Below are 22,167 nucleotides of genomic sequence, written 5' to 3'. Positions count from 1 at the left end.
CGCTCAGCTTGCGGCTGCCTTGCGGGCGCGCTCGCTCTCGGTCTTGAGCTGGCCGCAGGCGGCGAGGATGTCACGCCCGCGCGGGCGGCGGATCGGGCTGGAATAGCCGGCCGCCTCGACGATGGCGGCGAAGGCGCGCACCGCCTCGGGCGTGCTGGTGCGATAGGGGCTGCCCGGCCAGGGGTTGAAGGGGATCAGGTTCACCTTCGCCGGCAGGCCCTTGAGCAGGCGCACCAGCTCGCGCGCCTCGGCCTCGCTGTCGTTCACGCCGCGCAGCATCACGTATTCGAAGGTGATGCGCCGCGCATTGGTGGCACCGGGATAGCGGCGGCAGGCGGCGAGCAGCTCCTCGATCGGATATTTGCGGTTGAGTGGGACGATCTGGTCGCGCAGCTCGTTGGTGACGGCATGAAGCGAGACGGCGAGGTTCACGTTCAGCTCGGCGCCGCACTTGTCCATCATCGGCACCACGCCGGAGGTGGAGAGCGTGATGCGCCGGCGCGACAGCGCAATGCCCTCATGGTCCATGATGATGCGCAGCGCCTTGGCCGTGTTCTCGTAATTGTAGAGCGGCTCACCCATGCCCATGACGACGATGTTGGAGAGGTGCCGCGCCGTGCCGTCCTTCGGGCTCGGCCATTCGCCATAGGAATCGCGCGCCGCCATGAACTGGCCGACGATCTCGGCCGCGCCGAGGTTGCGCACCAGCTTCTGCGTGCCGGTGTGGCAGAAGGTGCAGGACAGCGTGCAGCCCACCTGGGTCGAGATGCAGACCGCGCCGCGATCCTCATCCAGCGAGGGGATATAGACGGTCTCCACCTGCTGCCCGTCGCGATAGGCGAAGAGCCATTTGCGGGTGCCGTCCTCGCTGGTCTGCACGGTGGTCACACCCGGCCGGCCCACCACGAAGCGCTCGGCCAGCCTGGGCTGCATCGCCTTGGCGATGGTCGGCATCTTCGAGAAATCGGTCTCGCCCTGGTGGTAGATCCAGTGCCAGAGCTGCTTGGCGCGGAAGGGCTTCTCGCCCATCGCGACCATCTCGGCGGCCAGTTCCTCGCGCGACAGGCCCACCAGCTCGCGCCGCCCATCGGGCAGGGTGGCGGAGGGGGGCGCGAAGATCGCCGCCTTGGCCAGGATGCGCGCGCGTTCCTCGGCGTTCAGATCGACATTCATCACCGGATTCGGTGTGGCGTTCATCGGCGCGGCGAGGTGGGCGTGGCCGCGGGGCACTCGCGCGAGATCGCCTCATAGGCGGCCGAGAAGCCCGACAGCGCGAAGGTGTCGGTCACCGCCGGGCGGCCGGGCGGGCCGGGGCTGCGGACCACGGCCTCGCGCCCGTTGCGGAAGGCATGGATGAGCTGCGCGCCATTCTGGAAGAAGGCGCTCATCCCCACCACGCCATAGCTGCGGAACTCGCCGGCGCCGACGGTCATCACCGCCTCGGCCCCGCGCGGATAGGGGTAGCCGACCGAGATCGCCACCTGGTCGCGCCCGCCGGGGCGATGCGTGACGGTCAGCGTCACGTTCTGGCGATTCTGCGGCCCGTTCTCACTGCGCGCGGCGCGGGCGAAGGCGTAGCAGACCTTCTGCCCGTTCTCCTGGTGCGTGGCGGCGGTCCAGGATTGGAAGGCGCCGAGCCGCTGCGGCGCGGGGCGCTGCTGCGCCTCCGCCACGGGGCCAAGGCCGGCAGCCGCGAGCAGGGCGGCGAGGAACAGGACGGGACGGGTCATGGGGCGCCCTAGATACGCGCCCCCTCCGGTTCCGGCAACGTCGCGCCTTCCGTGATGCGCGCGCTGCCCCTATGGAAACGCCCATGACGACCCGCGATGCGCCCGATGCGGCCCTGGCCGCGCAATACGAAGCCTTCCCCTATCCGGCGCGCGACCCGCGCGAGGAAGCCCGGCGCCTGATCGTCGGCAGCCCCTCCCACCTCCGGGAGATCGACCATTGGGTCTTCGGCGCGCGGCGCCCGGCCGCCACGCCCTTGCGCGCGCTGATGGCGGGCGGTGGCTCGGGCGATGGCACGATCATGCTGGCGCAGCAGATGGCCCGGCTCTGCCGGCCCGGGCAGGTGACCTGGCTGGATCGCTCGACGGCGGCGAAGAAGGTGGCGCAGGCGCGGGCGGCCACGCGGGGGCTCACCAACATCGCCTTCGAGGAAGGCAGCCTGCTCGACCTGCCGCGCTCGGGGCTCGGGCCCTTCGACTACATCGATTGCTGCGGCGTGCTGCACCACCTGCCCGACCCGGCCGAGGGGCTGGCGGCGCTGGCCTCGGTGCTCGCGCCCGGCGGGGGCATGGGCATCATGGTCTATGCGCCGCATGGGCGGACGGGTGTGTACATGCTGCAGGACGCGCTGCGGCTGCTCGCGCCGCGCGAGTTGCCGCCCGCGGCGCGCGTGGAGACCGCGAAGCGGCTGTGGAAGCAGACCCCCGGCACTGCCTGGCTCAAGAAGAATCCCTGGATCGACGACCATCTGAAGGGCGGCGATGCGGGGCTCTACGACCTGCTGCTGAACCCGCGCGACGTCGCCTTCACCGTGCCGCAGCTCGCGGCCCTGGTGGCGGGCGCGGGGCTCAGGATCGAGACGCTGGTCGAACCGCTCCGCTACGATCCCGACAGCTACCTGACGGACCCGAAGCTGCGCGCCTTGACCGCGACGATGGACCCGGTGCAGCGCGCTGCGCTCGCCGAGGCGGTCTGCGGCAATATGGGCATCCACATCGCCTATCTGACGCGCGACCCGGTGGCCCCGCGCCCCTGGGACGACGATGCGGCGGTGCCGGTGCTGCGTGAGCTGGACGGGCCGACGCTGGCCAAGAACCTGCGCGCCGATGGCGTGCTGACCGTGACCTTCGACGATCTGCGCGTCCCCGTGCCCCTGCCGCGGCTGGCCGGCGCCATCCTGTCCAAGGTGGATGGCCAGCGCAGCTGGGGGGAGATCATGGCCATGGTGGTGGCCGGCGGCGCCTCGCCCGAGCAGGCCGCGCGCGACCGGGCGGCCCTTTGCGCGGCGATGGAGAAGATGAACCGGCTGCTGCTCGCCGCGCCGATTTAGCGGGTGGCGCCAGGGCGCCAGACCACATCCTTCGCGCCGTTCTCGTTGAGTCGGCGCGACAGCACGAACAAATGGTCCGACAGCCGGTTGAGATAGCGCACCGCGGCCGGGTTCACTGGCTCGACCGCCGCCAGATGCACCACCAGCCGCTCCGCCCGGCGCGTGACGGTGCGCGCCACATGGGCCTGCGCCGCGCCGGGCGAGCCGCCGGGCAGCACGAAGCTGCGCAGCGGCGGGATCAGCGCGTTCATCTCGGCCAGTTCGGCCTCCAGCCGCGCGCATTGCGCATCGGTGATGCGCAGCCGGTCCTCCCCCGTGCCGGGCACGCAGAGATCGGCGCCGAGGTCGAACAGATCGTTCTGGATGCGCTCGACCATCCCCTCCGCCGCGCGGTCGCCGGCCAGGTGCAGGCGCAGCACGCCGAGCGCGGCATTGGCCTCATCCACCGTGCCATAGGCCTCGACCCGCAGCGCATCCTTGCGCACGCGCGTGCCGTCGCCGAGCGAGGTCTCCCCCGCATCGCCGCCCCGCGTCGTGATGATGTCGAGCTTTACCATCGTCGGTCTCCGTCAAGGCGGAAGGTGATGCTCACGGCCGCGCTGGCGGGCACGGGCTGGCCGTTCTGCATGGCGGGTTCGAAGCGCCAGCGCCGCACCGCCGCCTCGGCGGCGCGGTCCAGCGCGGCATGTCCAGATGTGCGCTCGATCGCGACATCGGCAACCCCGCCGGTGGGGGTGACGAGCACGCGCAGCGTCACACGCCCCTGCTCCTGCCGGATGCGGCTGGCATAGGGGTATTCGGGGGCGGGGTTGGCGATGCCAGCAAGTTGCCGCGGCGGCGAGATGGCGCCGCTCGCTTCCGCCGGGGCGGCGGCCATGGGCGGCGCGGCCTGGGTGGCGTTGCCGGGGCCGGGAGGGGCGCGGCGGGTCGGCGGCGGCGCCGCCGGCGCGACCGGGGGCTGGGCCGGGCGCGGGCGCGGCGGCTCGGGCGGCGGCGGCGGCAGGGCGGCGAATTGGGGCGGCGCGGGAGCCTCGGGCGATGCCGGGGGCGCGCCCGGGCTGGCGGGCGCCGCGGGGACGGGCAAGGGGGGTGCGGCGTCCTCGGGCGCCGGTGGGGCGCTGCCCGGCGGCAGGATCGGCGGCGCCTCGGGCAAGGCGAGCGGCGGCAGGCGCAGCGCCGCCTGGGCCTGCGGCGCGGGCGCCGGGCTCGGCGGCGGCGGCGCGGCCTGGACGCGCGCCGGACCGGCGGGCGCGGCCGCGGCGGGCGGCGGGGCGAGGGGCGGGGCCATGGGCAGCGGCGGGGCGGGGCTCGGCGGGGGCGGCGCCTCGGCCAGGGCGGGCGTGGCCGGTGGCGCGGGCGGCGGCGCGGGGGCTTCGGCAGCCAGGGGGGCGGGGGGGATCTCGACCCCGCCCGGAAGTTCCGCCGCGCGGTCCTCGGGATCGCCCGCCCCGGCGCCCTGCTCGGCCCAGATCAGCGAGACCCGCTGCTCCGGCGCCGCCTCCGGCACGGGGCGCGGTGGTTGCAGCAGCGCGGCCGCCAGCAGGAGGTGCAGCGCCAGGGAGGCGACGACCCAGAGTGGCACCCGGTTCGGCTGGGCCGGGAGCGGTGGCGCGAGCGCCGCCGCGATCACAGCACCAGCACCCCCCGGTGCTTCGCCTTGCCGTCGGGCTCGACATGGATGGTGATGATGGCGGGGTCGAGATCCGCCTTCAGCGCGGCCTCGATCCGGTCGCAGATGTCATGCGCCTGGGTCACCGTCATGGCGCCATCCACCACCAGGTGGAACTCGACGAAGGTGGTCCGCCCGGCATGGCGCGTGCGCAAATCATGCGCCTCGATCGCGCCGGCGGCTTCCACCGCCACGGTCTTGCGGATGCGCGCGAGCAGTTCGGGCGGCACGGCCTCATCCATCAGCCCACCCACGCTCTCACGCATCAGCCTTGCGCCGGACCAGAGGATGTTCACCGCCGTGAGCGCGGCCAGCAGCGGGTCGAGCCAGAGCACGCCGGTCAGCGCCACCAGCGCCACGCCCACCAGCACGCCCGCCGAGGTCACGACATCCGAGAGCAGGTGCCGCGCATCGGCCAGCATGGCGGGCGAGCGCGCCGCCCGGCCGTGGCGGAACAGCACCCAGCACCACAGCGCGTTGATGCCCGTGGCGACCGAGGCCACCACCAGGCCCAGCCCCGCCTGCTCGGGCGGGCGCGGCGCGGCGAAGGAATCCCAGGCCTGGTGCAGGATCAGCAGGGCGGCGACGATGATCAGCGCGCCCTCGACCACCGCCGAGAGGTATTCCGCCTTGGAATGGCCATAGGGGTGGTTGGCATCGGCCGGCAGCGCGGAGAAGCGGATGGCGATGAGCGCGCCGATGGCGGCGGCCACGTTCACCACGCTCTCCAGCGCATCGGCCAGCAGCGCGACCGAGCCGGTGAGCCACCAGGCCCCCGCCTTGAGCGCAAGCACGCCCACCGCCACGGCCACGGAGCCGGCGGCGATGCGCTGCACGGCGCTGGTGGTCATGGTCTCTCCTCAATGCCTCGCGGCTGTATCTACCCCGCGCGGCTCAGACGGAGAAGTATTTGGCGCCCGGGTGGTGCAGCACGATGGCGGAGGTCGATTGCTCCGGGTGAAGCTGCCACTCGTCGCTGATCTCGACCCCGATGCGCTCGGCCTTGAGGAGTTGCAGCAGCGGCGCCTGGTCCTCGAGCTTCGGGCAGGCCGGGTAGCCGAAGGAATAGCGGCCGCCGCGATAGCCCTGGCTGAGCATCTTCTCGATGTCGCGCTCATCCTCCGCCGCATAGCCCCATTCGGCGCGGATGCGCTTGTGGGTGTATTCGGCCATCGCCTCGGCCATCTCCACGCCCAGGCCATGCAGATAGAGGTAGTCCTGGTAGCGGTTGGCGTCGAACCATTCGCGCGCGACGTCAGAGGCCTTCTGGCCCACGGTGACCACCTGCAGGCCGATCACGTCGCGGCCCTCATCGTCAATGTCGCGCACGAAATCGGCGATGCACTCGCCATCCTCCTTGGGCTGGCGCGGCATGTTGAAGCGCGCGACTTCCGTGGTGCCGTCCTCCTCGAACAGGATCAGGTCGTTGCCCTGGCCGGCGCATTTCCAGTAGCCGTAGATGGATTGCGGCTTGAGGATGTCATGCTCGGCGGTCAGCGCCAGCATGCGCTTGAGCACCGGGCGCAGTTCCTGCTTCGCCCAGCCGAGGAAATCCTCGAGCGACCGGCCGGCCTTCCGGAAGCCCCACTGGAATTGATAGAGGCTGCGCTCATTGATGAAGGGCACCAGCGCCTTCGGGTCGGCCTCCATCACGCGCGGGCCCCAGAAGGGCGGCGTGGGCGGGGTGGAGAGCGCGCTCACGCGCCGGCGGCGCGCCTGGGCATAGGCCAGGTCGACGGGGGCGAAGCCGCGCGGATCGGCGGTGCCCAGCACGCGCTTCTCGTTGCGCGACTTGCCGGCGCGCTTGGCCTGGATGGCGCCAAGATAGCCCTCGAAGTCGTTGCCCATCACCTTGTCCATCAGGTGCAGGCCGTCGAAGGCGTCGCGCGCATAGACCACGCGGCCGCAGGCATAGGCCTGCACGCAATCCTCCTCCACGTAGTTGCGCGTCAGCGCCGCGCCGCCGAGCAGCACGGGGATGTCGATGCCCTGGCGCGACATCTCCTCCAGGTTCTCGCGCATCACCACGGTCGACTTCACCAGCAGGCCGGACATGCCGATGGCGTTCGCCTTGTGCTCGCGCGCCGCGGCGACGATCTCGTTCAGCGGCACCTTGATGCCGAGGTTCACCACCTTGTAGCCGTTGTTGGTCAGGATGATGTCGACCAGGTTCTTGCCGATGTCGTGCACGTCGCCGCGCACCGTGCCCAGCACGATGATGCCCTTCTCCTGGCCCTGCACGCGCTCCATGAAGGGTTCGAGATAGGCGACCGCGGCCTTCATCGTCTCCGCCGACTGGAGCACGAAGGGCAGCTGCATCTTGCCCGCGCCGAACAGCTCGCCCACCACCTTCATGCCATCGAGCAGCACGTCGTTGATGATGGCGAGCGGCGTCATGCCCTCGGCCATCGCGGCCGCGAGTTCTTCCTCAAGCCCCTTGCGGTCGCCATCCACGATGCGGTCCTTGAGCCGGCCCTGGACGGTGGCGGCCTTCACCTTGGCGACGTTGTCGGCCGCCTTGCGGCCGGAGAACATCTCCAGCACCTTCTGCAGCGGATCGTAGCCCTCGCGGCGGTTGTCGAAGATCAGGTCATCCATGACCTGCACTTCCTCGACCGGGATCTTGTGCAGCGGCTTGATCTTGGAGACGTGCACGATCGCCCCCGTCATGCCCGCGCGCACCGCGTGATCCAGGAAGACGCTGTTCAGCACGTGCCGCGCCGCCGGGTTCAGGCCGAAGGAGATGTTGGACAGGCCGAGGATGATCTGGATGTCCGGGAAACGCTCCCGGATCATGCGGATGCCCTCCAGCGTCCACAGGCCGAGCTTGCGGTCGTCCTCGTTGCCGGTGGCGATGGTGAAGGTCAGCGGGTCGATCATCAGGTCGGATTGCGGCAGGCCGTATTTCTCGCAGGCGAACTCGACCAGCCGGGTCGCGATGCGCAGCTTGTCCTCGGCCGTCTTGGCCATGCCGACCTCGTCGATGGTCAGCGCGATGACGGCGGCGCCGAACTTGCGGGCGAGCTTCATGCGGTCATGCGCCGCGCCCTCGCCCTCCTCGAAGTTGATCGAGTTGATGATCGCCTTGCCGCCATGCAGCTTCAGCGAGGCCTCGATCACATTCGTCTCGGTGCTGTCGATCACGAGCGGCGAGTTCACGGAGGAGGTGAAGCGGGTGATCACCTCGCTCATCTCGCGCAGCTCGTCGCGACCGACAAAGGCGGTGCAGATGTCGAGCGAGTTCGAACCCTCGGCCACCTGCTCGCGGCCGATGGCGAGGCAGCCATCCCAGTCATTCGCTTCCTGCAACTGCCGCCAGGCCTTGGAGCCGTTGGCGTTGCAGCGCTCGCCGATCGAGAAGTAGCTGTTCTCCTGGCGCAGCGCCGTCGCCGAATAGAGCGAGGCGACGGAGGGCACCCAGTGCACCTTGCGCGCCACCGGCGCGGGGCGCGCGCGCGACCCGCCGAGGCGGCGCAGCATCGCGTCCATCGCCTCGATATGCGGGGTCGAGGTGCCGCAGCACCCGCCGATCAGGTTGAAGCCGTCCTCGACGACGAAGCGCTCCATCCAGGTCGCCATCTCGGCGGCACCGAGCGGATAATGGGTCTTGCCGTCCACCAGCTCCGGCAGGCCGGCATTGGGCTGCACGCTGAGCAGGCCGGGCCAGTTCTGGCTGAGCCAGCGCAGATGCTCGGCCATCTCCTGCGGGCCCGAGGCGCAGTTCAGCCCCAGCAGCGGCACATCCAGCGCATGCACCACGGTGGCGGCGGCGGCGATGTCGGGGCCGACCAGCAGCGTGCCGGTGGTCTCCACCGTCACCTGCACGAAGATCGGGATATCGGACTTCGTCTTCGCCTTGGCGATCTTGGCGGCGTTGACGGCGGCCTTGATGTAGAGCGTGTCCTGGTTCGTCTCGGTCAGCAGCGCATCCGCCCCGCCCGCGATCAGGCCGAGGCATTGCTCGGTCAGCGCGCTCTCCAGCGCGTCATAGGTGACATGGCCGAGGCTGGGCAGCTTGGTGCCCGGGCCGATATCGCCGATCACGTAGCGGTGCCGGCCATCGGCGAAGCTCTCCGCCGCCTCGCGCGCCAGCTCGACGCTGAGCTTGTTGATCTCGAAGGCGCGGGAGCCGAGCTCGAATTCCTCGAGCGTGATGGGGCTGCCGCCGAAGCTGTTGGTCAGCACCATGTCCGCACCGGCGGCGTAGTAGCCGCGATGGATGTCGCGCACGATGTCGGGACGCGAGAGGTTCAGCACTTCCGTGCAGTTCTCCTTGTCCCAGAAATCCTTGACGATATCGAGCGTCATCGCCTGGACGCGCGAGCCCATGCCGCCATCGCAGAGCAGGGCCTGGCTGGCGAGGGCGTCGAGCAGATGCGGGCGCGTGGTCATGGGTGTCGTGTTTCCGGATCGAAGGCGTGGATCAGAACGCGGTCGCGGGTGAAGAAAGCGCGAAGGCCGCCGTGCGTTGCGCGGGCCAGATGCGCAGGTCGAGCGGCCCGGCCACCGCGGTGGCGCCGCGCGCCGTGCAGCCGGCCGCGCCCAGCCAGCCGGCGATGGCGGCGTCGTCGAAGCCCGGCCAGCGATGCGCGTGGCGGCGCATCACCTCGGCGCGGTCATGCGCGGCGAGGTCGATGATGAGCAGCAGGCCATCGGGGTGCAGCACGCGCGCGGCCTCGGCGATGGCGGCCGCCGGGTCCTCGGCGTAGTGCAGCACCATCTGCAGCGTCACGACATCGAAGGCGCCATCGGCAAAGGGCAGGCGGTACATGTCGGCCTGGCGCACGGCGCAGCGCTCGGCCAGGCCGCGCTCGGCCAGGCGCGCGCGGGCGAGCGCCAGCATCTCCCGGCTGGCATCCACGCCGGTGGCGCGCTGCGCGCGATCCGCGGCGAGTTCCAGCAGCCGCCCCGTGCCGGTGCCGATGTCGAGCAGCGCACCGATCCGCCCCGGCAGGGCGGCGAGGATGGCCGATTCGATGGCGGCGGCCGGCAGGTCCAGGGCGCGCACCTCGTCCCAATCCATGCCGTCGCGGCGGAAGGTGTCGGAGGCCGCGCGGGCGCGCTCGGCGGCCAGCCGCGCCGCGGCGCGGCGATCGGCGGCAAGGCGCGGGTCGTCCTCGGGCAGGCGGGCCAGGATCAGCCGCGCCACCTCGGCCTCCGCGGGCAGTTGGAAGAAGGCGTTGGCGCCCTCCGGGATGCGTTCCAGCAGCCGTGCCTCGACCAGCAGCTTCAGGTGGCGCGACAGGCGCGGCTGGGACTGGCCGAGTACGGCACAGAGATCGCTGACGCACAGCGCCCCGCGCGCGCAGAGCGCGAGCAGGCGCAGCCGCGTGGGCTCGGCCGCGGCGCGGAGTTGGGTGAGCAGGGCGTCCATGGGCTTGCAAATGACATAAACATATCCTTATGTCCAGCCTATGGCTTGGTCCGTCGACGCCCGAATCCCCCTGACGATCCTGGAGAGCGAGGCCGCGCTGGCCGCGGCGCGGGCCGAGGCGCCGGCGGCGGCGACGCTGCGCGACTTCGACACCGCCAGCCCGCACGCCCCGGGCTGCGCCTGCTGCGTCGGCCGCGCGCCGGTGGCCCTCGCCCTGGATGCGCTGTTCCAGGCCAGGGTGCGCGGCAGCGTGCCCTGGTTCCCCCGTGTCCTCGCCCTGGCCGAGACGGCGGAAGCCCGCGCGGCCCTCACCGCGGCCCTGCGGGAGGATGCGCTGACCTCCGCCCGTTTCAGGCTTGGTTAGGTAAAGCTCGCCTCGACCTTGCCGAGCGGCCCGAGATCGGCCGCGACCCGGCCCTCGGCCGGCACGGGCGGGCTGAGGCCGGCGGCGACCAGCAGCGCCCCGGCGGGCAGGCCGCCAAGCCGCCGCGCCGCCTGGGCGGCGTCGGCGAAGGCAGCCGCCAGATCAGCCGCATGCCCCTGGCGCCGCGTCCCGGCCGGGCCGATCAGCACGCGGACCGGGCCCGGTTCCACCAGCCTGCGCCGTCCCGCCACGACCAGGCCCAACCCGCCCAGATCGGCGGCGCGCAGCGCCAGGGTGGCGGGCGTCTCGGTGAAGCGCGTGGCCGCGATGTCCAGCGCCGCGTGCAGGCCAGCGAAGCGCGGCAGGCCCTGGCCCTCCTCGGTCAGGTCCTCGGCCAGCACGCCGATGGCCGCGGCCGTCAGGCTGGGGTGGCGCAGCATGCCCAGCGCCACGGGGACGCCCTGCGCAAGCAGGCGGCCCTCCACCATCGGCCCTGCCAGCAGGTCGCCATCGGCCAGCCGCAGCAGCCGCACGCCACAGGCGACATGGCCGAGCGAGTCGAGCGTGGCGATGGCGATGTCCTCGCCCGCCGCCTGATCGGCGGGGGCGATATCGGCCGGCAACTCCCGCAGGGGATTGCCGGTCTCGATCGCCTCCGCCAGCCAGCGCGCCGCGGCGGTGGGGTCCTGCGCTGCCATCAATTGAGCGGCGGGAGGGCCACTTCCTCCATCTCCTGGAAGCCGCCCACGGGGGGCGCATCCAGCATGGTCGCCGCCCCTGGTGCCGGCGCCTGGCCGCCATAGAGCGCCTCGGGCAGCCAGGTCACGATCTCGGGGAAGACGTAGACCATCACCATGGTGAAGATGACGATGTAGATGAAGGGCATGCAGCCGGCGAAGATGTCTTCCAGCTTCACATGCGGCGGGGCCACGCCCTTCAGGTAGAAGGCCGCCATGGCCACCGGCGGGCTGAGGAAGCTGGTCTGCAGGTTCAGCGCGACCAGGATGCCGAAGAAGATCGGGCTGACGCCGAAATCATCCAGCAGCGGCAGGAAGATCGGCACGAAGATCACGATGATCTCGGTCCACTCCAGCGGCCAGCCGAGCACGAAGATCAGCGCCTGCGCCAGCAGCATGAAGGTGAAGGTGTTGAGCGGCAGCGACTTGACGAATTCCTCCACCACCGTCTGGCCACCGAGATAGCCGAAGACGGAGGAGAAGATGTAGCTGCCCACGAACAGCCAGCAGACCATGGCCGAGGTGCGCGCGGTGAGGAACACGCTCTCCTTCAGCTTGGTCCAGGTGAAGGCGCGATAGACGATGGCGAGGATGATGGAGCCCAGGCTGCCCACCGCCGCCGCTTCCGACGGCGTGGCGAGGCCCATGATGATCGACCCCAGCACCGAGGCGATGAGCGCCGCCAGCGGGAGGAAGGAGGTCAGCAGCGACACCAGGATGGTCCCCAGCGGCACGTTGCGTTCCTCGGGCGGCAGGCGCGGGGCGCGGTGCGGCTGGAAGATGCCCACCGCCACGGCATAGATGATGTAGAGCATCGCCAGCGTGACGCCGGGGATGAAGGCCGCCGCATAGAGCTGCACCACCGAGACACCCGCCGTGGCGCCATAGAGGATCAGCATGATCGAGGGCGGGATCAGGATGCCCAGGCACCCGCCCGCGCAGGTCACGCCGGCGGCGAGGCGCGCGTCATAGCCGGCACGCAGCATGGCGGGGAAGGCGAGCAGCCCCATCAGCGTCACCACCGCGCCGACGATGCCCGTGGCCGTGGCGAAGAGCGCGCAGGTGGCGAGGGTGGCGACCGCCAGCGACCCCGGCAGCCCGCCCGAGGCCAGCTGCAGCGAGCGGAACAGCCGGTCGAGGATGTTCGCGCGTTCGATGATGTAGCCCATGAAGACGAAGAGCGGCACGGAGATCAGCACGTCGTTGCTCATCACCGCATAGGTGCGCTGCACCAGCAGGTCGAAGACCCGGTCGCCCATGCCGAAATAGCCGAAGATCAGCCCCATCGCCATCAGCGTGAAGGCGATCGGGAAGCCCAGCATGATGAAGCCCAGGAAGAGGAAGAGCTGCGTCAGGCCGAGGAATTGGTGGATCTCTTGCGGGAGCATGGGTGCGTGCCTTGCGCGAGGGCGTGAGCGTGCGGGGCTGGGCGTTCAGGAATGCGGATGGCGCGGCGCGGGGTCGTGCGCGGCCTGCGCCTCAAGCTCATGCGCGACCTTCAGGATCGCGGCCTCGCCGCCCTTCGCCATCTCCGCCGCCAGCGCCTCGGCGCCCTTCGCCTCGGCGGCGGCCAGGATGGTCTTCTCCAGCTCCTCCACGTCGGACAGGCGCTGCGGCCAGTCGCCGTCACGGATGCAGCGCACGCAGCGCACCACCTCGACCAGGCCCTGCAGCATCAGCAGGAAGCCCACCGCCGGGATCAGGAACTTGAACGGCCAGATGATCGGCCCGCCCGGCGAGACCGAGCTGCGCTCGTTCTGCATAAAGGACAGTTCGAAGAAATGGTAGCCGGTGATCATGAAGGCCATGATCGCGGGGAAGAAGAACAGCAGGTAGAGCGTGAGGTCGAACTTGGCCTGCAGGGGCGGCGAGAAGTTGCGGTAGAGGAAGTCGCCCCGCACATGGCCGTTGCGCGACAGCGCATAGGCGCCCGCCAGCATGAACAGCGTGCCGTAGAGCATGTAGGCGGCGTCGTAGCCCCAATCGGTCGGCGCGCGGAAGAAGCGCCGCGCCGTCACGTCATAGGTGATGACCGCCGTCAGGATCAGGATGCACCAGGAGCCGGTCTGGCCGACCAGGGTGGAGAGCCGGTCGATGCCCAGCAGAACGCGCTGCACCAGCGCGTTCTGCGCAAAGACGATGCCGACGATGATGGCCGCCGCGACGATGGCCGCGATCACGAAGACCGCCCCCTGGTCTGTCATGCCGCTCGCGCTCCCTGGTTCGCTTCGCAGTCAAAAGGGCCGGCCCAGGCTGTCCCGGACCGGCCCCGTCAGGTCATCCGCGCCCGGATCAGCCGCGGGCGAAGAAGTGGTTGTAGGAAATCACCGGATTGGCCTCATAGCGCAGGTAGAAGCCACCCACGCGACGGCACCACTCGCGCTGGCTGTCGCAGACCTTCTTGAAGAAGGGCCCGGCATTCGGCGAGGAGTTGTCGCCTTCCTGGCGCGCGATCACGCGGTCCCAGGCCTGCAGCTGCGCATCCAGGATGGCGCGCGGCGTCTGGCGGACATTCACGCCCGCCTGGGCCAGGGCCACCAGGTCGCGCGAATAGCGGTCCTGCTGCTTCCAGCTCATGTCGGCGGAGGACGCCTCGGCGGCGATGCGCAGCACCTGCTGCAGCTCGGCCGGCAGGCCTTCGTAGCGCTGGCGGTTCCACAGCACCTCGAAGGTCTCGACGCGCTGGTGGAAGGACTGGATCATGTAGTTGCGCGCCACGTCGGCGAAGCCCAGAACGCGGTCGGAGGAGGGGTTGTTGAACTCCGCCCCGTCGATGACGCCGCGCTCGAGCGCCGGCACGATCTCACCACCCGGCAGGGCCACGACCGCCGCGCCCATTTCCTGGAACAGGTCGGTGGCGAGGCCCACGGTGCGGTAGCGCAGGCCGCGGATCTGGTCGGCGCGCTCGACCGGGTTGCGGAACCAGCCCAGCGGCTGGGTCGGCATCGGGCCGGTCTGGAAGCCCACCGCGTTCATGCGCAGGATGTCATGCATCAGCTCGCGGTACAGCGCCTCGCCGCCGCCATAGTAGAACCAGCCGAGGAAGTGGTTGGCCTCGTTGAACCAGGGCGGGGTGGTGCCGAACAGGCTGAAGGCGCGGTTGCGGCCGAACCAGTAGGCGGAGACGCCATGGCCGCCATCGAGGGTGCCGGCATGCACGGCATCGAGCAGCTGGAAGGCGCCGACCACGGCACCGGCGGCCAGCAGTTCCACGCGCAGGCGGCCACCGGCGAGGTTGTTCACGCGGGTGACGTAGTCCTGCGCGAATTCATGGAAGATGTCGCGCTGCGGCCAGGTGGACTGGAAGCGCAGCGTCACCGTCTGGGCGCGGCTGACGCTCGGCGTCGCCAGGATGGCGGTGCCGGTGGCGCCGACCGCGGCCGCCTTCAGCAGGCCACGGCGATTCGACCCACCACGGGCGTTGACTTCGGACATTCCAACTCTCCCTGAAACGCCGACCCAGGCTCTTGCGGCCCTGGCGGCTATGAACGCTGGTCCTTCCTTACGGGGACGGCGCGGCCCGCGCAAGGACCGCGCCACAGCCACCAGCCGGTTACTTCGTCACGAAGGCCTTTTCGACCACATAGGTGCCCGGCGCGTTGTTCGCCCCTTCCTCGAAGCCCCGCGCCTCCAGCAGGGCGCGCAGGTCGGCGTTCATCGCCTCGGAGCCGCACATCATGGCCCGGTCCCGCGCCGGGTCGAGCGGCGGCAGGCCAAGTGCCGCGCCGATCGTGTTCTGCTCGACCGCCGTGGTCAGCCGCCCCTGGTTGCGGAAGGGCTCGCGCGTCACGGAGGGCCAATAGACCAGCTTCTCGCGCACCATCTCGCCGAGCAGCTCATGCTCAGGCAATTCGCGCTCGATGAGGTCGTTGTAGGCCAGTTCGGCCACCTGCCGCACCGTGTGCACCAGGATGATGCGGTCGAAGCGGTCATAGGTGTCGGGGTCGCGGATCAGGCTCATGAAGGGCGCGAGCCCCGTGCCCGTGGCGAAAAGCCAGAGATTGCCGCCCGGGGCGAGGTTGTCGGGCACCAGCGTGCCGGTCGCCTTCTTGCCGATCAGCACGCGGTCGCCAGGGACGATATGCTGCAGGCGCGAGGTCAGCGGCCCGTTCTGCACCTTGATCGAGAGGAACTCCAGGTGCTCCTCCCAGGGCGGGCTCACCATGGAATAGGCGCGCACCAGCGGCTTGCCCTCCACCACCAGGCCGATCATCGCGAACTGCCCGGCGCCGAAGCGGAAATGCGGCTCGCGCGTGCAGGTGAAAGAGAACAGCCGGTCGGTCCAGTGGTGCACGCTCAGCACGGCTTCCAGGAAGAAGCCGTTCGGGGCCAGGGACTGGTCGGGGCGGGTGAGGGTGTCGGCGCTCATGCGCTCTCCTAGGCGGAAACCGCGGCACCCTGCAACGCGATGCGGCGCGCCGCCTTGCGCTGGCGCAATTTCGGCCGATGCTTTGGCCGTCCGGAGGTCCCGCCCCATGTCCACGCCCCCCCTCGGCCCCGAGGTCGATCCCACGCCGCGGCCCCTGCCCGCGCGCATTCCCCATCGCGGCACGGCGGTGACACTCGAACCGCTGGCCGTGCGCCACGCGGCGGAGCTGTTCCAGGCCTCGCAGGGCGACCCCACGGGCGCGAGCTGGGCCTATCTCGGCTACGGCCCCTTCGCGGATGAGGCCGCGATGCGCCGCCACGTCGCCGGCTTCGCCAGCCAGCACGACCCGATGGCCTGGGCGGTGCGGCCGCACAGCTCGGGCGCGGTCTCGGGCTGGCTCACGCTGATGGAGATCCAGCCCGCGAATGCCGCGATCGAGATCGGCCATATCTGGTTCGCCCCCCGGCTGCAGCGCAGCCGCGCCGCGACCGAGGCGATGTTCCTGCTGATGCGCCACGCGATGGACGACCTCGGCTATCGGCGCCTGGTGTGGAAGTGCAACGCGCTGAACGCCCCCTCGGTCGCCGCCGCGCATCGGCTGGGCTTCGTGCCGGAGGGCACGCACCGGGCCCATGGCGTGGTGAAGGGGCGGCGGCGCGACACCGCCTGGTTCTCGATCCTGGCCGAGGAATGGCCCCCCCGGCGGGACGCCATCGCCGGCTGGCTGGAGGATGCGAACTGGGACCACGCCGGCCGGCCGCGCACTTCCCTCTCCGCCGCGACGGCGAGGCTTGCGTGACCTGTTGTGTTTCCGCCTCGCCTGCCGCAGTTTCGCGGACTGGATGAACCGGTTTCGGGATGGTTGGGGGGCAAGGCCATGCCGCGTGCTTTTGAGGATAGGGTCGGCGCCTTCGTGCCGGGGCCGCGTGTCGAGTTGCCGGGGGCGCCGGACGGCCCGCTCGCCGGACTCGAGTTCGCGGTCAAGGACCTGTTCGACGTCGCCGGCGCGACCACCGGCTACGGCAACCCGGACTGGGCCCGCACCCATGCGCCGGCTGCGGCCACCGCGCCCGCGATCCTGGCGCTGACCCAGGCGGGGGCGGCGCTGCGCGGCAAGACCAAGACCGTCGAGCTCGCCTACGGGCTGACCGGCGAGAATGTCTGGTACGGCACGCCGACCAACCCGGCCGCGCCGGATCGCTTCCCCGGCGGATCCTCCTGCGGCTCGGCCGCAGCGGTCGGCGCCGGGCTGGTCGATTTCGCGCTGGGCACGGATACCGGCGGCTCGGTGCGGATCCCTTCTTCCTATTGCGGCCTGTTCGGCATCCGCCCGAGCTGGGGGGCGGTGAACCTGACCGGCGCCTGCCCGCTCGGCCCTTCCTTCGACACGGCCGGCTGGATGGCGCGCAGTGCCAGCATCCTCCGCCGGGTGGGCGAGGTGCTGCTGCCCTCGGGTGGTGAGGGCGCGCTCGGCCCGCTGCTCAAAGTGCAGGAAGCCTGGGTCAACGCCGTGCCGCAGACCGCCACCGCGCTGGTCGGCGCGCTCGGCGCGGCGGAGCGCGTCTTCGGCCCGAGCCTGTCCATCCACATCGCGCCCGAAGGGCTCGACCAGTTCTACGAGCATTTCCGTGCCGCCCAGGCCGAGGAAGCCTGGGCCAGCCTGGGCGCCTGGATCAGCGCCATGCGCCCCGCCCTCGGCCCGGGGGTGCAGGAACGCTTCGCCGCGGCCAAGGCGACCGACCCGGTGCGCGCCGCCGCCGGCCGCGCCTTCCGCGACATGTTCCGCATGCGCGCGCGCGCCCTGCTGGCGGGTGGCGCGGTGCTGATCTACCCGACCTCCCCGGTGCCCGCGCCCAAGCTCGACATCAGCCTGGAATCCCAGCAGGCGGTGCGGGAGCGCACCATGGGCGTGACCGCCATCGCGGGCCTCGCCGGGCTGTGCGAGGTGACGCTGCCGGCCTCGAAGGTCGAGGGCGTGCCCGTCGGCCTGTCGCTGGCCGCCGCACCGGGGCGCGACCGCGCGCTGCTGGCCGCGGCCGAGAAACTGGCCGCCGAACTGCGGCTGGCGGTCTGAGCCCATGCTGATCCGCGACGCCGTGGCCGCCGACCTGCCGGCGATCACCGCCATCTATGCCCACCATGTGCTGCACGGCACCGGCACCTTCGAGGAAACGCCGCCCGACGAGGCCGAGATGGCGGCCCGCCTGGCCAAGGTGCAGAAGGCCGGCTGGGCCTGGCTGGTGGCCGAATCGACGCCCGGCGAGGGCCTTGCCGGCGGCGTGACCGGCTATGCCTACTACGCCCAGTTCCGCGAGCGCTCCGCCTATCGCTACACCGCCGAGAACTCCGTCTATGTGCGGGAGGATGTGCGCGGCCAGGGCGTGGGCAAGCTGCTGGTGGAGCACCTGCTGGCTCGCGCCGAGGCCGCCGGGTTCCGCCAGATGCTGGCGGTGATCGGCGATTCCGAGAATGTCGGCTCGATCGGCCTGCATGTCTCGGCGGGTTTTCGCCAGGCCGGCGTGCTGAAGGCGGCGGGGCTGAAATTCGGCCGCTGGGTGGATGTGGTCTTCATGCAGAAAGCGCTCGGCGAGGGTGACCGCACGCCGGGGACTTGAAGCCCCTGGTCGCACGATCGGTCCTGTCCGACGGGCGCTCTTGCTCCCTGCGGATGCATCCCGGCTCCGCGATGAGGCTGTTCCAGGCGGTGCGGTGACCGGCATCCTGCCGACGAGCAGGTTCCGATAGGGGCCGCAGGCAGGCGATGCCGCCTGCCGCAACGCGCTACGGAATCTCCATTTCCAGCAGCGACGAGCTCAACGACTTGCCGTGCGCGTCCAGCGACAGCGACCGCGTGACGCCGCCGCCGAGCGCGCCATGCAGCACGAAGTTCAGCGCCCCGAGATGCGGCAGCTCATGGCGCAGCACCGCCCCGGTCACCATGGCGCCGAAATGCGCCGCGACGCGCTCCGCCGTCACGTAGCTGGCGACGCGGCCAAACGCCGCCGGGTCCCGCACGATCAGCGCGATGTTGGATGTGTCGCCCTTGTCGCCCGCGCGGGCATGGGCAAGGTCACGCAGCTTCATCACGATCCTCGACGAAGGCGAAGCGCGGCCGCACGACGTCGCGCGGCACGAGGATGGAGGTCGCGGCAATGACCTCCCGCGCCGAAACCGTGGCGCCACCGCCGCCGGCGGGACCGTTGAGCCAGATCGCCTCGACCTCTCGGCCGATCCGCTGGGCATCGCGCAGCGTGGCGGCGCGGCCCGCGATGCGCGCGCGGACGTCGAGCGGCTCGTCCCGACCTGCAGGGAGAGGGCCGCGCAGCACGGAATCCACGCCGATCACGTCGCAGCGCAACTCCGCCACCGCGGCGCCGGTCAACCGCAAGCGCTCCGCCACGATCTCCATCGCGAGCCGTGCACGCGCCACGGCGCCTGTCCCGGCATAGGAGATCTGCCCCTCGCCGATGAAGCCGTCACGATAACCGACCGTGACCTTCAGCGTGTCCGGCCGCGCGCGCCCGGTGCCGCCCTCCACCGCGATGCGGTCGGCGCCCTTGGGGCGGAAGCGCACACCCGAGAAATCCGCGGTGACGTCGGGCTGCAGATAGGCCGCCGGATCGTGCACTTCGTACAGCAACTGTTCGGCGCAGGTGCGTTGGCTGAGCTCGCCACCCGATCCCGCGACCTTGCCCAACACGGCGGTGCCGTCCTCCGCGACATCGGCGAAGGGAAAGCCGAGGCGCGCGAGGCCCGCCACGTCCTTCACACCCGGATCGGCGAAGTAGCCGCCGGTCAATTGCCCTGTGCATTCCAGCAGATGGCCGATGACCGTGCCCTGGCCCAGCCGGTGCCAGTCATCCATCGCCCAGCCGAATTCATGCACCATCGGCGCGAGGAACAGCGCGGGATCGGCAACACGGCCCGTCACCACGATCTCGGCCCCGGCAGCCAGCGCGGCGACGATCGGCTCCACGCCGAGATAGGCATTGGCCGAGACCATGGCATTCGCGATGTGGGCGAGGCTGCCGGGCCGGTCCAGCAGCGGCAGCTCCGCCCCGCGCACCGCGTCGGTGACGTCGTCGCCCTCCACCCAGGCGATCCGAGGCATGCGACCACCGAGCCGCCGCGCGATCGCGGCGATGCGGCGCGCGGCGCCGGCCGGGTTGGCCGCGCCCATGTTGCTGACGATGCGGATGCCGCCGGAAAGGCAGGCCGGCAGCACGGCGGCGATCCGTTCCTCGAGCCAGGGGTCGAAGCCGCCCGAGGGGTTCGCGAGGCGTGCCTGCTGCGCCAGCGCGATGGTGCGCTCCGCCAGGCATTCGAACACCAGGTAGTCGAGCCCGCCCCTTTCGGCGAGCTCGACCGCGGGCTCGATGCGGTCGCCGGAGAAGCCGGCGCCCGCACCGATGCGGATGCGCCTCATCCGGGCTCCAGCACGATGCGGCCGGTCACCTTGCCGTCCTGCAGCAGTTGCAGCGCCTCGTTCGCGCGGCTGCGCGGCATGCGCGTGACCGGGATCGGCGCGAGCCTGCCCGACTGCGCCAGCGCGATCACCTCGCGCAGATCCTGCGGCGAGCCGGTCGCGCTGCCCAGGATGCTGCGCGGCTTGAAGATCATGGAGGCGAGCGAGAGCGGCATCTCGCCCCCCATGATGCCGACCAGCACGAGCTTCCCGCCCTTCGCCAGCGCATCGAAGCCGAGTTGCGCGGTGCCGCTGGCATTCACGAAGTCGATCGCCGCAAGCACGGGTCCGCCGGTCGCCTCCATCAGGCGCGCCATCGCATCCGGCGCCGCGGAATCCACCACCGCATCCGCGCCCATCGCCAGCGCCGCCGCCCGTTTCTCGGCGCTGATGTCCAGCGAGACGATGCGACGGTGGCCAAGTGCGCGCAGCATCGAGATCGCGGCGAGGCCGAGCCCGCCCGCGCCGATCAGCACGAAGGGCGCATCGGGCGGCAGCGGCATGGCCTTGCGGATCGCGGAATAGACGGTGATGCCGGAACAGGCATAGGTCGCGGCCAGCGCCGGATCCACCGTGCCCGGATCCACCAGGTAGCGAGGATGCGGCACGACGACGCGCTCGGCATAGCCGCCGTGGCGCATCACGCCGATGCTGCTCGGCGTGGCGCAGATGTTGTCCTCGCCGGCGAGGCAGCGCGCGCAGGTGCCGCAGCCGAGCCAGGGGAAGACGACGCGCAGATCGCCCACCGCCACGCCCGTGGCGTCGGGACCGCATTTCACAACGCGGCCGACCACCTCATGCCCCATGGCGCGCGGCAGCGTCACGCCGCGCTCCGTCAGCTTCAGGACCTTGCCGCCGCCGAGATCGTATTCGCCTTCCCAGAAATGCAGGTCGGAATGGCAGACACCGCATTGCGTGACCTCCAGCACCACCTCGGTGCCGGAGGGTTCCGGATCGGCGATCTCGATGCATTCGAGCGGTGCGCGGTTGCGCACCACGGCCCAGGCCAACATGCGCGTCATTCGACCCGGATATTGGCGCTGCGGATCAGGTTGCCCCAGCGCTCAGTCTCGGCCGCGAGTTGGGCGCGGACCGTCGCGGCATCGCCAGTGACCAGTTCGACGCCCTGCTCGCGCATGCGCGCACGCAGCGCCTGGTCCTCGGTCGCGGCGCGCAGCGCGGCGCCGGCGCGGTCGATGATCGGCTGCGGCGTGCCGGCGGGGGCGAACAGGCCCTGCCAGAACGTCACCTCGCCGAAGGCCGGCAGCGCATCCGCGACCGGCGCCAGGTCGGGGAAATCCGGGTTGCGCGTGCGCAGCGATACGCCGATGCCGCGCGTCTGGCCGGAGCGGAGGAAGGGCAGCGCTTCCTGCACGCCCTGGAAGATCGCGTGCACGCGCCCGGCAACAAGGTCGAGCGCGGCCGGCGCGCCGCCGCGATAGGGCACGTGCTCGATGTCGATCCCGGCACTCGCCTTGAACAGTTCGAGGCAAAGATGGCTGACGGAGCCGACGCCGGGCGAGCCGAAGATCACCTTGCCCGGATTCGCCTTCGCATGCGCGATCAGTTCCGGCACCGTGCGCGCCGGGACCGAGGGGTGGACGTGCAGGATGAACGAGGTGCGGAACACCATCCCGATCGGGTCGAGTTCCCGCGCCGGATCGCGCGGCGGCAGGTTGGGCTGCAGGGTCTGGTTGATGGCGAGCGTCGTCGTGCCCATCAGCAGCGTGTAGCCGTCGTTCCGCGCGCGGGTGACGGAAGCGGCGGCAACCGAGGTCGCGGCGCCCGGGCGGTTTTCCACCACCACCGCCTGGCCGAGTTCGCGCGCCATCCGTTCCGCCACCACGCGGCTGGTAAGGTCGGTGACGCCGCCCGGCGGATACCCCTCGACGATGGTCACGGCACGGCTCGGCCAGGCGCCCTGGGCGCGCACACCGGCAGGCAGCACCGCGAGGCCGAGCGGTGCGGCGAGCAGCGCGCGGCGCCGGATCGAGGCAAGGACGGGCAGGTCGGACATGGCTTCGTTTCCCCCTGGACGATGGCTTCATGCCCCGTCCTTCGTGTTTGCCGACGCAGGATGGGCGCCCCATGCCGGCAGGGAAATTGAAAAATTCTGGTCGATCCCATAGCC

At 71.0% G+C, this 22,167-nt stretch carries 21 protein-coding genes; 5 read left to right on the top strand and 16 right to left on the bottom strand.

All coding sequences use genetic code 11. The features are described 5' to 3' along the window. Positions 1–3: 3 nt before the first annotated feature. A complete protein-coding gene (rlmN, locus tag AC2D9U_RS15480; RefSeq protein WP_484750529.1) occupies positions 4–1,197 on the bottom strand; it encodes a dual-specificity RNA methyltransferase RlmN in 1,194 nt (397 codons plus the stop codon). Further along, entirely contained in the window at positions 1,194–1,730 is a 537-nt protein-coding gene (locus AC2D9U_RS15475; RefSeq protein ID WP_484750527.1) for an invasion associated locus B family protein, read from the bottom strand. Before AC2D9U_RS15475 ends, rlmN begins: the two co-directional genes overlap by 4 nt. An 83-nt stretch (positions 1,731–1,813) precedes the next feature. On the opposite strand from AC2D9U_RS15475, the gene AC2D9U_RS15470 reads away from it, so the two are divergent. Further along, positions 1,814–3,058, top strand: a complete 1,245-nt coding sequence (locus tag AC2D9U_RS15470; protein WP_484750524.1) for a class I SAM-dependent methyltransferase — start codon at positions 1,814–1,816, stop codon at positions 3,056–3,058. Here the strand turns inward: AC2D9U_RS15470 and AC2D9U_RS15465 are convergent. The 5 genes from AC2D9U_RS15465 to AC2D9U_RS15445 are packed head-to-tail and all read right to left on the bottom strand — an operon-like array spanning position 3,055 to position 10,101. Beyond that, positions 3,055–3,615, bottom strand: a complete 561-nt coding sequence (locus AC2D9U_RS15465) for a cob(I)yrinic acid a,c-diamide adenosyltransferase (RefSeq protein WP_484750522.1) — start codon at positions 3,613–3,615, stop codon at positions 3,055–3,057. The genes AC2D9U_RS15470 and AC2D9U_RS15465 overlap by 4 nt on opposite strands. Continuing rightward, on the bottom strand, positions 3,609–4,640 hold the full coding sequence (locus AC2D9U_RS15460; RefSeq protein WP_484750519.1) for an energy transducer TonB: 1,032 nt from the start codon (positions 4,638–4,640) through the stop codon (positions 3,609–3,611). The genes AC2D9U_RS15465 and AC2D9U_RS15460 overlap by 7 nt, the downstream gene beginning before the upstream one ends. 44 nt (positions 4,641–4,684) lie before the next feature. Beyond that, complete coding sequence (locus tag AC2D9U_RS15455; protein ID WP_484750516.1) at positions 4,685–5,578, bottom strand: cation diffusion facilitator family transporter; 894 nt, start codon at positions 5,576–5,578, stop codon at positions 4,685–4,687. A gap of 43 nt (positions 5,579–5,621) precedes the next feature. Further along, positions 5,622–9,119: a methionine synthase gene (metH, locus tag AC2D9U_RS15450; RefSeq protein WP_484750514.1), complete on the bottom strand. Its 3,498-nt coding sequence runs from the start codon at positions 9,117–9,119 to the stop codon at positions 5,622–5,624. A gap of 31 nt (positions 9,120–9,150) precedes the next feature. Further along, entirely contained in the window at positions 9,151–10,101 is a 951-nt protein-coding gene (locus tag AC2D9U_RS15445; RefSeq protein ID WP_484750512.1) for an ArsR/SmtB family transcription factor, read from the bottom strand. Positions 10,102–10,141: 40 nt separating this feature from the next. Between AC2D9U_RS15445 and AC2D9U_RS15440 the strand changes: the two genes are divergently transcribed. Next, entirely contained in the window at positions 10,142–10,465 is a 324-nt protein-coding gene (locus tag AC2D9U_RS15440; protein WP_484750510.1) for a hypothetical protein, read from the top strand. On the opposite strand, the gene AC2D9U_RS15435 is transcribed toward AC2D9U_RS15440, so the two are convergent. The 5 genes from AC2D9U_RS15435 to AC2D9U_RS15415 all read right to left on the bottom strand — a co-directional run bounded on the left by AC2D9U_RS15435 (position 10,462) and on the right by AC2D9U_RS15415 (position 15,571). Further along, positions 10,462–11,163 (bottom strand): hypothetical protein, encoded by a 702-nt coding sequence (locus AC2D9U_RS15435; protein ID WP_484750508.1) that lies wholly within the window; start codon positions 11,161–11,163, stop codon positions 10,462–10,464. The genes AC2D9U_RS15440 and AC2D9U_RS15435 overlap by 4 nt on opposite strands. After that, positions 11,163–12,590, bottom strand: a complete 1,428-nt coding sequence (locus AC2D9U_RS15430; protein WP_484750506.1) for a TRAP transporter large permease — start codon at positions 12,588–12,590, stop codon at positions 11,163–11,165. The genes AC2D9U_RS15435 and AC2D9U_RS15430 overlap by 1 nt, the downstream gene beginning before the upstream one ends. Before the next feature lie 45 nt (positions 12,591–12,635). Continuing rightward, entirely contained in the window at positions 12,636–13,406 is a 771-nt protein-coding gene (locus AC2D9U_RS15425) for a TRAP transporter small permease subunit (RefSeq protein ID WP_484750504.1), read from the bottom strand. An 88-nt stretch (positions 13,407–13,494) separates the two neighbouring features. Beyond that, positions 13,495–14,637: a TRAP transporter substrate-binding protein gene (locus AC2D9U_RS15420; protein WP_484750501.1), complete on the bottom strand. Its 1,143-nt coding sequence runs from the start codon at positions 14,635–14,637 to the stop codon at positions 13,495–13,497. 118 nt (positions 14,638–14,755) lie between these two features. Further along, positions 14,756–15,571: a ferredoxin--NADP reductase gene (locus AC2D9U_RS15415; RefSeq protein ID WP_484750499.1), complete on the bottom strand. Its 816-nt coding sequence runs from the start codon at positions 15,569–15,571 to the stop codon at positions 14,756–14,758. A 106-nt stretch (positions 15,572–15,677) separates the two neighbouring features. Here AC2D9U_RS15415 and AC2D9U_RS15410 point away from each other — a divergent pair, with 106 nt between their 5' ends. The 3 genes from AC2D9U_RS15410 to AC2D9U_RS15400 all read left to right on the top strand — a co-directional run bounded on the left by AC2D9U_RS15410 (position 15,678) and on the right by AC2D9U_RS15400 (position 18,186). Then, the gene (locus tag AC2D9U_RS15410) at positions 15,678–16,370 is read left to right on the top strand and encodes a GNAT family N-acetyltransferase (RefSeq protein WP_484750498.1); all 693 of its coding nucleotides are present in this window, start codon (positions 15,678–15,680) and stop codon (positions 16,368–16,370) included. A gap of 78 nt (positions 16,371–16,448) precedes the next feature. Beyond that, a complete protein-coding gene (locus tag AC2D9U_RS15405) occupies positions 16,449–17,645 on the top strand; it encodes an amidase (RefSeq protein WP_484750496.1) in 1,197 nt (398 codons plus the stop codon). Between the two features lie 4 nt (positions 17,646–17,649). Further along, on the top strand, positions 17,650–18,186 hold the full coding sequence (locus AC2D9U_RS15400; RefSeq protein WP_484750494.1) for a GNAT family N-acetyltransferase: 537 nt from the start codon (positions 17,650–17,652) through the stop codon (positions 18,184–18,186). A 166-nt stretch (positions 18,187–18,352) separates the two neighbouring features. Here the strand turns inward: AC2D9U_RS15400 and AC2D9U_RS15395 are convergent, their stop codons facing one another. Genes AC2D9U_RS15395 through AC2D9U_RS15380 form a run of 4 tightly spaced genes read right to left on the bottom strand, consistent with a single transcriptional unit; the run spans position 18,353 to position 22,053 of the window. Then, on the bottom strand, positions 18,353–18,655 hold the full coding sequence (locus tag AC2D9U_RS15395; protein WP_484750492.1) for an AtuA-related protein: 303 nt from the start codon (positions 18,653–18,655) through the stop codon (positions 18,353–18,355). Next, positions 18,642–19,997, bottom strand: a complete 1,356-nt coding sequence (locus tag AC2D9U_RS15390) for an acyclic terpene utilization AtuA family protein (RefSeq protein ID WP_484750490.1) — start codon at positions 19,995–19,997, stop codon at positions 18,642–18,644. Before AC2D9U_RS15390 ends, AC2D9U_RS15395 begins: the two co-directional genes overlap by 14 nt. Then, positions 19,994–21,049, bottom strand: a complete 1,056-nt coding sequence (locus AC2D9U_RS15385; RefSeq protein ID WP_484750488.1) for an alcohol dehydrogenase — start codon at positions 21,047–21,049, stop codon at positions 19,994–19,996. The genes AC2D9U_RS15390 and AC2D9U_RS15385 overlap by 4 nt, the downstream gene beginning before the upstream one ends. 5 nt (positions 21,050–21,054) lie before the next feature. After that, positions 21,055–22,053: a Bug family tripartite tricarboxylate transporter substrate binding protein gene (locus tag AC2D9U_RS15380; RefSeq protein ID WP_484750486.1), complete on the bottom strand. Its 999-nt coding sequence runs from the start codon at positions 22,051–22,053 to the stop codon at positions 21,055–21,057. Positions 22,054–22,167: the final 114 nt, after the last annotated feature.

This window comes from Roseomonas sp. TF40 (assembly GCF_057219975.1).
This window is presented reverse-complemented; position numbering and strand designations above follow the sequence as displayed.

What these genes read in the sequence shown, in the direction of transcription:
- rlmN (WP_484750529.1), bottom strand. Translation starts at nt 1,197, where the DNA reads ATGAACGCCACACCGAATCCGGTGATGAATGTCGATCTGAACGCCGAG.
- AC2D9U_RS15475 (WP_484750527.1), bottom strand. Translation starts at nt 1,730, where the DNA reads ATGACCCGTCCCGTCCTGTTCCTCGCCGCCCTGCTCGCGGCTGCCGGC.
- AC2D9U_RS15470 (WP_484750524.1), top strand. Translation starts at nt 1,814, where the DNA reads ATGACGACCCGCGATGCGCCCGATGCGGCCCTGGCCGCGCAATACGAA.
- AC2D9U_RS15465 (WP_484750522.1), bottom strand. Translation starts at nt 3,615, where the DNA reads ATGGTAAAGCTCGACATCATCACGACGCGGGGCGGCGATGCGGGGGAG.
- AC2D9U_RS15455 (WP_484750516.1), bottom strand. Translation starts at nt 5,578, where the DNA reads ATGACCACCAGCGCCGTGCAGCGCATCGCCGCCGGCTCCGTGGCCGTG.
- metH (WP_484750514.1), bottom strand. Translation starts at nt 9,119, where the DNA reads ATGACCACGCGCCCGCATCTGCTCGACGCCCTCGCCAGCCAGGCCCTG.
- AC2D9U_RS15445 (WP_484750512.1), bottom strand. Translation starts at nt 10,101, where the DNA reads ATGGACGCCCTGCTCACCCAACTCCGCGCCGCGGCCGAGCCCACGCGG.
- AC2D9U_RS15440 (WP_484750510.1), top strand. Translation starts at nt 10,142, where the DNA reads ATGGCTTGGTCCGTCGACGCCCGAATCCCCCTGACGATCCTGGAGAGC.
- AC2D9U_RS15435 (WP_484750508.1), bottom strand. Translation starts at nt 11,163, where the DNA reads ATGGCAGCGCAGGACCCCACCGCCGCGGCGCGCTGGCTGGCGGAGGCG.
- AC2D9U_RS15430 (WP_484750506.1), bottom strand. Translation starts at nt 12,590, where the DNA reads ATGCTCCCGCAAGAGATCCACCAATTCCTCGGCCTGACGCAGCTCTTC.
- AC2D9U_RS15425 (WP_484750504.1), bottom strand. Translation starts at nt 13,406, where the DNA reads ATGACAGACCAGGGGGCGGTCTTCGTGATCGCGGCCATCGTCGCGGCG.
- AC2D9U_RS15420 (WP_484750501.1), bottom strand. Translation starts at nt 14,637, where the DNA reads ATGTCCGAAGTCAACGCCCGTGGTGGGTCGAATCGCCGTGGCCTGCTG.
- AC2D9U_RS15415 (WP_484750499.1), bottom strand. Translation starts at nt 15,571, where the DNA reads ATGAGCGCCGACACCCTCACCCGCCCCGACCAGTCCCTGGCCCCGAAC.
- AC2D9U_RS15410 (WP_484750498.1), top strand. Translation starts at nt 15,678, where the DNA reads ATGTCCACGCCCCCCCTCGGCCCCGAGGTCGATCCCACGCCGCGGCCC.
- AC2D9U_RS15405 (WP_484750496.1), top strand. Translation starts at nt 16,449, where the DNA reads ATGCCGCGTGCTTTTGAGGATAGGGTCGGCGCCTTCGTGCCGGGGCCG.
- AC2D9U_RS15400 (WP_484750494.1), top strand. Translation starts at nt 17,650, where the DNA reads ATGCTGATCCGCGACGCCGTGGCCGCCGACCTGCCGGCGATCACCGCC.
- AC2D9U_RS15395 (WP_484750492.1), bottom strand. Translation starts at nt 18,655, where the DNA reads ATGAAGCTGCGTGACCTTGCCCATGCCCGCGCGGGCGACAAGGGCGAC.
- AC2D9U_RS15390 (WP_484750490.1), bottom strand. Translation starts at nt 19,997, where the DNA reads ATGAGGCGCATCCGCATCGGTGCGGGCGCCGGCTTCTCCGGCGACCGC.
- AC2D9U_RS15385 (WP_484750488.1), bottom strand. Translation starts at nt 21,049, where the DNA reads ATGTTGGCCTGGGCCGTGGTGCGCAACCGCGCACCGCTCGAATGCATC.
- AC2D9U_RS15380 (WP_484750486.1), bottom strand. Translation starts at nt 22,053, where the DNA reads ATGTCCGACCTGCCCGTCCTTGCCTCGATCCGGCGCCGCGCGCTGCTC.